We start from the raw sequence: 8,068 nt of genomic DNA on the forward strand, positions 1-8,068 counted from the left end.
GCATAAATCTTTGATCAATTTAAAGAATTAAATTTCACTATAACGTCGTTAAAAATTTTTTATTTAGAACAACTAGATACAAAAATTTTTGCCTAGTTCTAGCGTAATTTTCTTAACGTTAAATAGACCCCATATATAAGCAGATTGGTATAACACTGATAAAAAGTTGTTTATTACAGGCACAAAAAATGCGAGCTAGGCTCGCATTTTTTATATTTAAACTGAACTCTGGTTAAGAGATTTATTATCCAGAGCTCAAGCTATTTAGTAATTAACTATGCAACAGTTACAATTTTCATTGTGTTCGTTGCGCCCACAGTTTCCATTGAGTCACCGTGAGTAATAATTACTGTATCGCCAGAGTGCAAAGACCCTTGAGCAACTAAAGTATCAAGTGCTGCTTTTACCATGCCGTCTTTTTCAGCTTTTGTAGAATCAAAAAATACTGGATAAACACCACGATAAAGTGCGGTCTGGCCTAAAGTACTGGCATGACGTGAAAGCGAGTAGATTGGTAAACCAGAGCTAATACGCGACATAAGTTTAGCGGTGCTACCAGATTCAGTCAGTGTAATGATTGCTTTAACAGAATCTAAGTGATTTGCAGCATACATAGCAGAAAGGGCAATTGATTCTGCATTGCTAGAAAAACGACTATCTAAACGATGTTTAGAAACGTGTGTTTCTTTTTGAGATTCAGCACCTAAACAAACACGTGCCATTGTGGCAACTGTTTCTTCAGGGTAATCACCAGCCGCTGTTTCAGCTGAAAGCATTACAGCATCTGTTCCGTCAAGAACGGCGTTTGCAACATCCATAACTTCTGCACGTGTAGGCATAGGGTTATCGATCATCGATTCCATCATTTGCGTTGCTGTTATTACAGTACGATTTAATGAGCGAGCGCGACGAATAATTAGTTTTTGTTTACCCATAAGGGCAGCATCGCCAATTTCAACACCTAAGTCACCACGTGCAACCATTACTGCATCAGATGCTAAAATAATGTCATCGACCGCTTCTTGTGTTTCGACTGCTTCTGCGCGTTCAATTTTAGCCAGTAATTGTGCCTTTGAACCAGCCGCTTCAGCTAAAGAGCGAACGTAGCGCATATCATCGCCACTACGAGGGAATGATACTGCAATATAATCGACGTCAATTTCAGCCGCTGTTATTAAATCTTCTTTATCTTTTTCAGTAAATGCAGGCGCTGTTAAGCCACCACCTAAACGGTTAATGCCTTTATTGTTAGATAAAACACCACCAACAGTCACGGTACAATGCACTAAGTGACCAGCTACGTCATCAACGCTTAACTGAATAAGACCATCGTTTAAAAGTAGTAAATCGTTAGGGCTTACATCGTTTGGTAATTCTTTATAATCAATACCAACTGAATTAACATCGCCTTCGCCCTTTTCCATTTTTGCATCAAGGGTAAATTTAGCACCTACTGCAAGTGTTACTTTACCTTCTTTAAATGTAGAAACGCGAATTTTAGGACCTTGAAGATCAGCAAGTATGGCAATATGCTTGCCTAATTTTTTAGCTATATCACGAACCGCCTGTGCACGGTCTTTATGATCTTGTTCAATACCGTGTGAGAAGTTTAATCGTACCACGTTGGCACCAGCGCGAATAATTTTTTCTAAATTGTTATCTCTATCGGTAGCAGGCCCAAGGGTAGCAACTATTTTCGTGCGTCTAAGCATCAAATTCTCCTGTGTGCTTAAGATGTAAGCGGGTTAACGGTTGTTTTTCTATTTAAAATATAAACACAAAAAGGTAAAAGTATTTTTAGTTTTGGACAATATTAGTATTATTGTCACTATTTTATACAAAACTAATGTGTCATCATTATGACACCGGTGTCAGAATGCGTCAATGTTCTTAAATTTTAAATAGCTTCGCTTTTTGTCACCCTCAGAGGACTGATGTTTGATATAATTACAGAGCTTGTTTATCTATAATAAAAAAGCATGTGTATTATAACTAAGATTAGTCTTTTATGATTAAGCATTATAAATCACACGGTATTATTTACATCCACTAACCAAATAGTTGTTACCGAGGAGGACACTAAATGCAAGTTGCATTAGTCGGGTTAGGCGTTATGGGAAAAAATCTTGCTTTAAACTTGATTGAAAAAGGGATCACGCTAGTCGCTTATGACAAAAATCCGAATGCGGGTGAAGAGTTATTAAGTTGTGCTAAATCTCAGGGGATGGCCGATAGGCTCCACATTGTTTCTGACTTAAGAGACATGGTTCAGCGTTTAGAAGCACCTCGCTCTATTTTATTACTTGTTCCAGCGGGTGAGTTAGTTGATACGGTTTGTAATGAACTGGTAGATGCGGGCGTCGATTGTAACGATATGATAGTCGATTGTGGTAATAGCAACTACAAAGACGGCATTACACGTAAGCTTAAATACCAAAACAAATTTGAATTTGCCACAATGGGAATATCTGGTGGTGCCGAAGGCGCTCGTCATGGCCCTGCAATGATGGCAAGTGGCTCTGAAGGTGGTTGGGAGCGCATCGAACCTTGGTTTGAAAAAGTGGCTGCAAGCTATAATGACGAGTCATGTTTTGCACGTGTTGGTCAATCAGCGAGTGGTCATTTTGTAAAAATGGTGCACAACGGTATTGAATACGCACTAATGCAATTAATTGCTGAGGTCTATCAATTACTTCGCCTAGGCACTAATCGTTCACCTAAAGAAGTTGCTGCCATTTTTGATGACTGGTCAAAAGGTCAACTAAATAGTTACTTACTTTCCATTTCTAGCCATATCTTATCTCTTGAAAACCAAAAAAACATGCCGCTTGCTGATTTAATTGATAACAAAGTTGGCGCAAAAGGTACAGGCCTTTGGACTGCACAAAATGCACTTGAGTTGGGAATTGCAGTACCATCTTTAGTTGCAGCTGTTCAAGCTCGTCATTTAACCAATGCATGTGATACAACGGCCGCGCAAGAGATGACCTATGCAACTAAATCAACCAACACAGTTGATATTGATTTAGAAGAATTGAAAGATGCATTTACGCTTGCAAGTTTATTAGCTTATCGCCAAGGATTAGCACTTATAAAAGGGGCGTCGCGTACACATCAATGGAAAGTAGATTTATCTAAAACATTACAGACTTGGCGTGCAGGGTGTATTATTCGTGCTGACTACTTAGATAGTGTGGCGCAGGGCGTTGAATTTATCGATTCTTTAGATAAGGAAGCAGCTGCTCTTCGTAAAATTACCGGTCAAGCAATTATGTCAGGCTTAGCATTTCCAGTGCTAAGTTCAACACAAACTTATTTTGCAACGTTAACAACACCAAGTAATGGGCATTTAGTACAAGCCCAGCGTGATTACTTTGGTGAACACGGTATTAAAACCCACAGTGGTGAAACATGCCATTTAACAGATTTAGTCGAGATAGACGCTAAAGTTCGTTAATAACTAACCTGAGCTCTGCTCGAGATAGATTTATTATCCAGAGCTCTGGTTAACTAGTTGCTTTAAAAGTAAAAAGGCACGCTTATATAGCGTGCCTTTTTGTTCTAGTATTGTGTTATCGGCTTAATTCGCCGCGCAGGTCGTCTTGCATTAAATGGCGAATAGTCTCAATTTCAAGTTTTTGACTAAACAAGTAATGCAACTTAGTTAAACATGCTTCTAGTGTCATATCGTATCCACTAATAACACCAATATTTAATAGCGCATTACCTGTGGCATAACCGCCCATGTTTACATGACCTTTTAAGCATTGTGTTAAATTAACAATAACCATACCGCGTTTACTTGCTTCACTTAAGACGGATAAAAACTCAGGGTCTTGAGGTGCATTACCCACACCAAAGCTAAGTAAAACTAGTGCTTTAATATTATCATTGACTAAGCTTTTAACTACGTCTCTGCTAATACCTGGATATAAATAGAGCACACCAATAGGTTGAGGGGTAATGGGCGTAACTTGCAGCTCGTTTTCAACGTAAGGACTAAGTTGACCTTTAATGAGTTGAATACTAATACCAGAAAGGGCTAAAGGTTCAAGGTTAGGTGAGGCAAAAGCATTAAAGCCATCTGCATGAGCTTTAGTCGCTCTATTCCCTCTAAATAGCTGATTATTAAAAAATAGACTAACTTCTGCTATTGGGTAATTTGCGGCTAAATACATTGCATTGAGTAAGTTAACTTGCCCGTCTGAGCGCAATTGTGAAAGTGGAATTTGCGAACCAGTAACAATAACCGGCTTAGTCAAGTTTTCGAACATGAACGAAAGTGCAGAAGCGGTATACGCCATCGTATCGGTACCATGAAGAACAACAAAACCATCGTATTCTTGATATTTACTTTTGATGTCATCAGCAATGAGTTGCCAATGAGCGGGCGACATATCTGATGAGTCGATAAGAGGGCAGTACTCGTGAATATCGAATAAAGGCATTTCATCACGATTAAATTCAGCATTATTAACGACTGTTTCGGTTAAAAAGCCTTCGGCAGGAATATATCCACGGCTCGATTTTTTCATTCCTATAGTACCGCCAGTGTAAGCGATATAAATGCGTTTGCGTTTCATAAAAAAAGCCCAGTAAAAAAACTGGGCTTATTATAACCTTAAGCTACTTTAAATACAGCAGCTAACGGCTGGGATGCATTTTTATTGTGCAATAGTACATACCAAGCAGCGTGCGTATACGCCTTGCGGATCATTGTAATCTTTAAGGTTTTCTACTTCTGAGCTTAGCTGACTTATAACACTTTGTAGATTGGCTTGTGTGGCTAATACAGACGTCTTTTGTGTTTGTAAGCCTAGCATTGACTTAACCGATGCATTACCAAAAACATCTTGCATCATTTGTTGTTGCGGGCTTAAGTCTTGTTTTATCGTTTTAACTTCAAAGTGATTTAATTTTGCCAGTGCTGCAGCTGCGTCAATTGCATCTTGTTTATCACCCAGCTTATCTATTAAACCTAATTCGAGTGCTTGAGATGCGATCCATACACGGCCTTGTGCAATTTTATCAACTTGCTCTGGGGTCATATTACGTGCATCAGCTACAACATTTAAAAAGCGACCGTACGCTTCTTCAACGCTCATTTGAATTACTTGGCCCATTTTTTCGTTAAGAGGGCGGGTGATAGAAAAGCCAGCCATTTCGGTTGTTGCTACACCATCCGAATAAACACCAATTTTAGAAAGGGTTTTTTCAAATGTCATAAACGTACCAAATACACCAATTGAGCCCGTAATCGTACTCGGCGCTGCCCAGATTTCGTTTGCGGCGGAGGCAATCCAATAACCACCTGATGCAGCAACAGAGCTCATAGAAGCAATAACGGGTTTACCCGCTGCTTTAAGTGCAAGTACTTCAGCTCTGATTACTTCTGAGGCAAACATGCTACCACCACCAGAGTCGATGCGAAGCACAACCGCTTTCACTTTATCATCAAGGCGTGCCTTACGAAGAAGGGCAGCAGTAGAGTCGCCACCAATTTCGCCAGCTCGGCGTTCACCGTCAACAATGGTACCTCTCGCTACAACAATGGCTACTTTTTCAGTAATTGGGTTATCAAATACCATAGGTGGTTTAACTAAGCTTAAATAGTCACGAAATGAAACTTGCTTGAATGTTTTACCATCTTCGTCTTCACCAACTAAATCGATCAGCTGCTTACGGACCTGTTGAGTTGTTTTTAATGAATCAACCCACTGATGATCAATTGCATATTTTCCTGCATCGCCGTTTGCTGCTTGCATTTTAGCTAGATATACATCCATTGTTTCATCAAAATTTGACTCATCAAATGGGCGAGCTGCAGCAACATCTTGTTTGTATTGATTCCAAAGTGCCCCTAACCAAACACGATTAGCCTCTTTTGCAGCATCAGACATATCATTGCGAATAAATGGTTCAACGGCTGACTTAAACGTACCAACACGAAAAATATGCTGCGTTACTTCTAACTTTTCAAGTGCATCTTTAAAGTAAAGTGGATACATGGCGTAACCTTCAATGGCTACGCTTCCGTATGGATGCATGGTAACTTCGTTGGCATGTGACGCAATGTAGTATTGCGCTTGTGTGTAGTAATAACCTGATGCAATAACTTTTTTGCCTGTTTCTTTAAAGCGGTCAATAGCATTTGCAATTTGTTTAAGCTTATTTAAGTGCGCTTTAGGCATTTCTTGTAAATCAAGGAGTAATACCGTAATACGCTCGTCCTTAGCGGCTTCATTAATTACTTTTACTATGTCGTCTAGTAAAATCTCGCTCGGCGCTTCAGAGCCTGATGTTGCATCACTAATAGCGGCTTCAATTGGATCGACATAAGTTTTTTCTTCAACAATAGGGCCGTTAAGGTTGAGTCTAAGTACAGAGCCATCTTCAACAGTTATTTTATCTTCATCACTAGTAATACCCGCAATAAAAACAATTACAAGTAATAAAAACAGAATGTTAAGTACTAATCGACGAGAAAAATTGATCCCAGTCCAAATACCTTTGAATATTTTTGCTATCAAAATAGCTCCTTAAGTTGGTACAGCTAATACATTTACTCCATCTTATCTCAGAATAAAAATAAGTTTAACTGCTAAATCGTAACGAAGTGTTTATGAATATGTTCAAGTGCGCGTAATTGCGGCTTTTTTTATGTTTTAATATTATTTTTAAAACTAGGGCCTTATATGGACTCTCCGTAAATGTCAAAAAGAAAAAGTTAAAATAAATTTAGATGCTAGCTTATATACGGGCTCAAATTGAGGTGCTACCTCTGGCCTCTTATGTATTCGCACCTTCATGACTTTTCTGTTGAGCAGTTTATGAAACTTCAGGCCCTAACAGTCTATTGAAGGTTGGTCTTACCTATTTTAAGCGCTCTTATTGACAAATTTTAAGCCGCAAGTAATTGTGGCTGGTATTCTTTATCATGCTTTTGCATTGCAAAAGCCGTTCTTATCGTTTTATTCGCTAAAGCAATGGCTGCTACTTTCTTTCCTCGACGCGCGGTTAATGCTTTCAACCATACATCTTTTTCACTGCGACTTTCTCTTTTTTCTAGTTGGGAAACAACAGCTAATGCACCTTTAAACAAAGCACTTCGCAGCTTCTTATTTCCTATCACTTTAGATATCGAGCCTATTTTTTCTTTACCACCACTGCTATGTTGTACTGGTGTTAGACCAAAGCATGCGGCGGCTTCTCGACCACTTTTGAAATGTGTTGCATTACCTAGCGCTATTTTTATCAAAATTGCACAGACTGGACCGACTCCCTCTAAGGCTTGTAAGCGATTACAGGTTTTATCTTCTTTAATTATTTCATGCAATTGTTTTTCAATCAGCTTTGCTTCTTCAATTGTCTCCTTAAAACGTTGAAAAAGGAGGTGAATTGAAAAACGAAATGAGGCTGTTAAACTATTTTCGGCCTCTTCTAGTATCTCTGGTATAGCGTGAATTAACGGGGTATCACCTTGAGCTATTGGATACCCTAACTCCAAAAGTAAGCCTCTGAGTTGATTACTTAAACTTACTTTTTGTTTGACCAATAAATCACGCATACATTCAATGCCTTGCAGGCATTGCTCCTGCACTGAAAGTAATCGGCTTTCTTTAATATGAGGCTGCCGAGCGGCAACAGAAATAGCCAGCGCATCGTTAGCATCTGTTTTTTGCCCTTGACGAAATGCTTTTACTTGTCGTGCATTAATTGCTTTTACTTGATGACCAGCCTGTTTAGCAAAGCGTGCCCAATAATGTGTTCCGCCGCACGATTCCATAGCAACTAAAGATTGCTTCTCTTTAATTAACAATTGTTTAAGCTTAGCTCTTGTAATTGCTTTGTTATAAATAACATTTCCATTCTTATCTGTTTTACAAACCTGAAATAAATTTTTTGCTAAATCAATTGCGATTACATTACAATCAAACATGTATGGGCTCCTTGGTAAAGTTTAGTCGCTTATTACGTTACTCCTGAGGGAAGTGGGAGTCCATACATCTGTTGACCTTTCAGGATTAAAATTTGTTCAATCTAGGGGCGATTTAATCGCGGCGTGCGG

The 8,068-nt window shown here is 39.0% G+C and carries 5 protein-coding genes; 1 reads left to right on the forward strand and 4 read right to left on the reverse strand.

Going from position 1 to position 8,068, the window contains the following annotated elements; all coding sequences use genetic code 11:
- Positions 1-275: 275 nt before the first annotated feature.
- Complete coding sequence (gene pyk / locus CWB66_RS10490) at positions 276-1,712, reverse strand: pyruvate kinase (protein WP_138585348.1); 1,437 nt, start codon at positions 1,710-1,712, stop codon at positions 276-278.
- Positions 1,713-2,083: 371 nt separating this feature from the next.
- Between pyk and gnd the strand changes: the two genes are divergently transcribed.
- On the forward strand, positions 2,084-3,457 hold the full coding sequence (gnd, locus tag CWB66_RS10495; RefSeq protein ID WP_138585349.1) for an NADP-dependent phosphogluconate dehydrogenase: 1,374 nt from the start codon (positions 2,084-2,086) through the stop codon (positions 3,455-3,457).
- 115 nt (positions 3,458-3,572) lie between these two features.
- Here gnd and ansA read toward each other — a convergent pair whose 3' ends face one another.
- The 3 genes from ansA to CWB66_RS10510 form a co-directional block, all read right to left on the reverse strand.
- The gene (gene ansA / locus CWB66_RS10500) at positions 3,573-4,583 is read right to left on the reverse strand and encodes an asparaginase (RefSeq protein ID WP_138585350.1); all 1,011 of its coding nucleotides are present in this window, start codon (positions 4,581-4,583) and stop codon (positions 3,573-3,575) included.
- Between the two features lie 81 nt (positions 4,584-4,664).
- Positions 4,665-6,530 carry a signal peptide peptidase SppA gene (gene sppA / locus CWB66_RS10505; RefSeq protein WP_138585351.1) on the reverse strand — a complete coding sequence of 622 codons (1,866 nt, stop codon included), beginning with the start codon at positions 6,528-6,530 and terminating at the stop codon, positions 4,665-4,667.
- A 371-nt stretch (positions 6,531-6,901) separates the two neighbouring features.
- Positions 6,902-7,939, reverse strand: coding sequence for an IS110 family RNA-guided transposase (locus CWB66_RS10510; protein ID WP_077536707.1), 1,038 nt, complete (start codon positions 7,937-7,939; stop codon positions 6,902-6,904).
- Between the last annotated feature and the right edge of the window lie 129 nt (positions 7,940-8,068).

Source organism: Pseudoalteromonas sp. S558 (assembly GCF_005886635.1).
In the GTDB taxonomy this organism is placed as follows: domain Bacteria; phylum Pseudomonadota; class Gammaproteobacteria; order Enterobacterales; family Alteromonadaceae; genus Pseudoalteromonas; species Pseudoalteromonas aliena.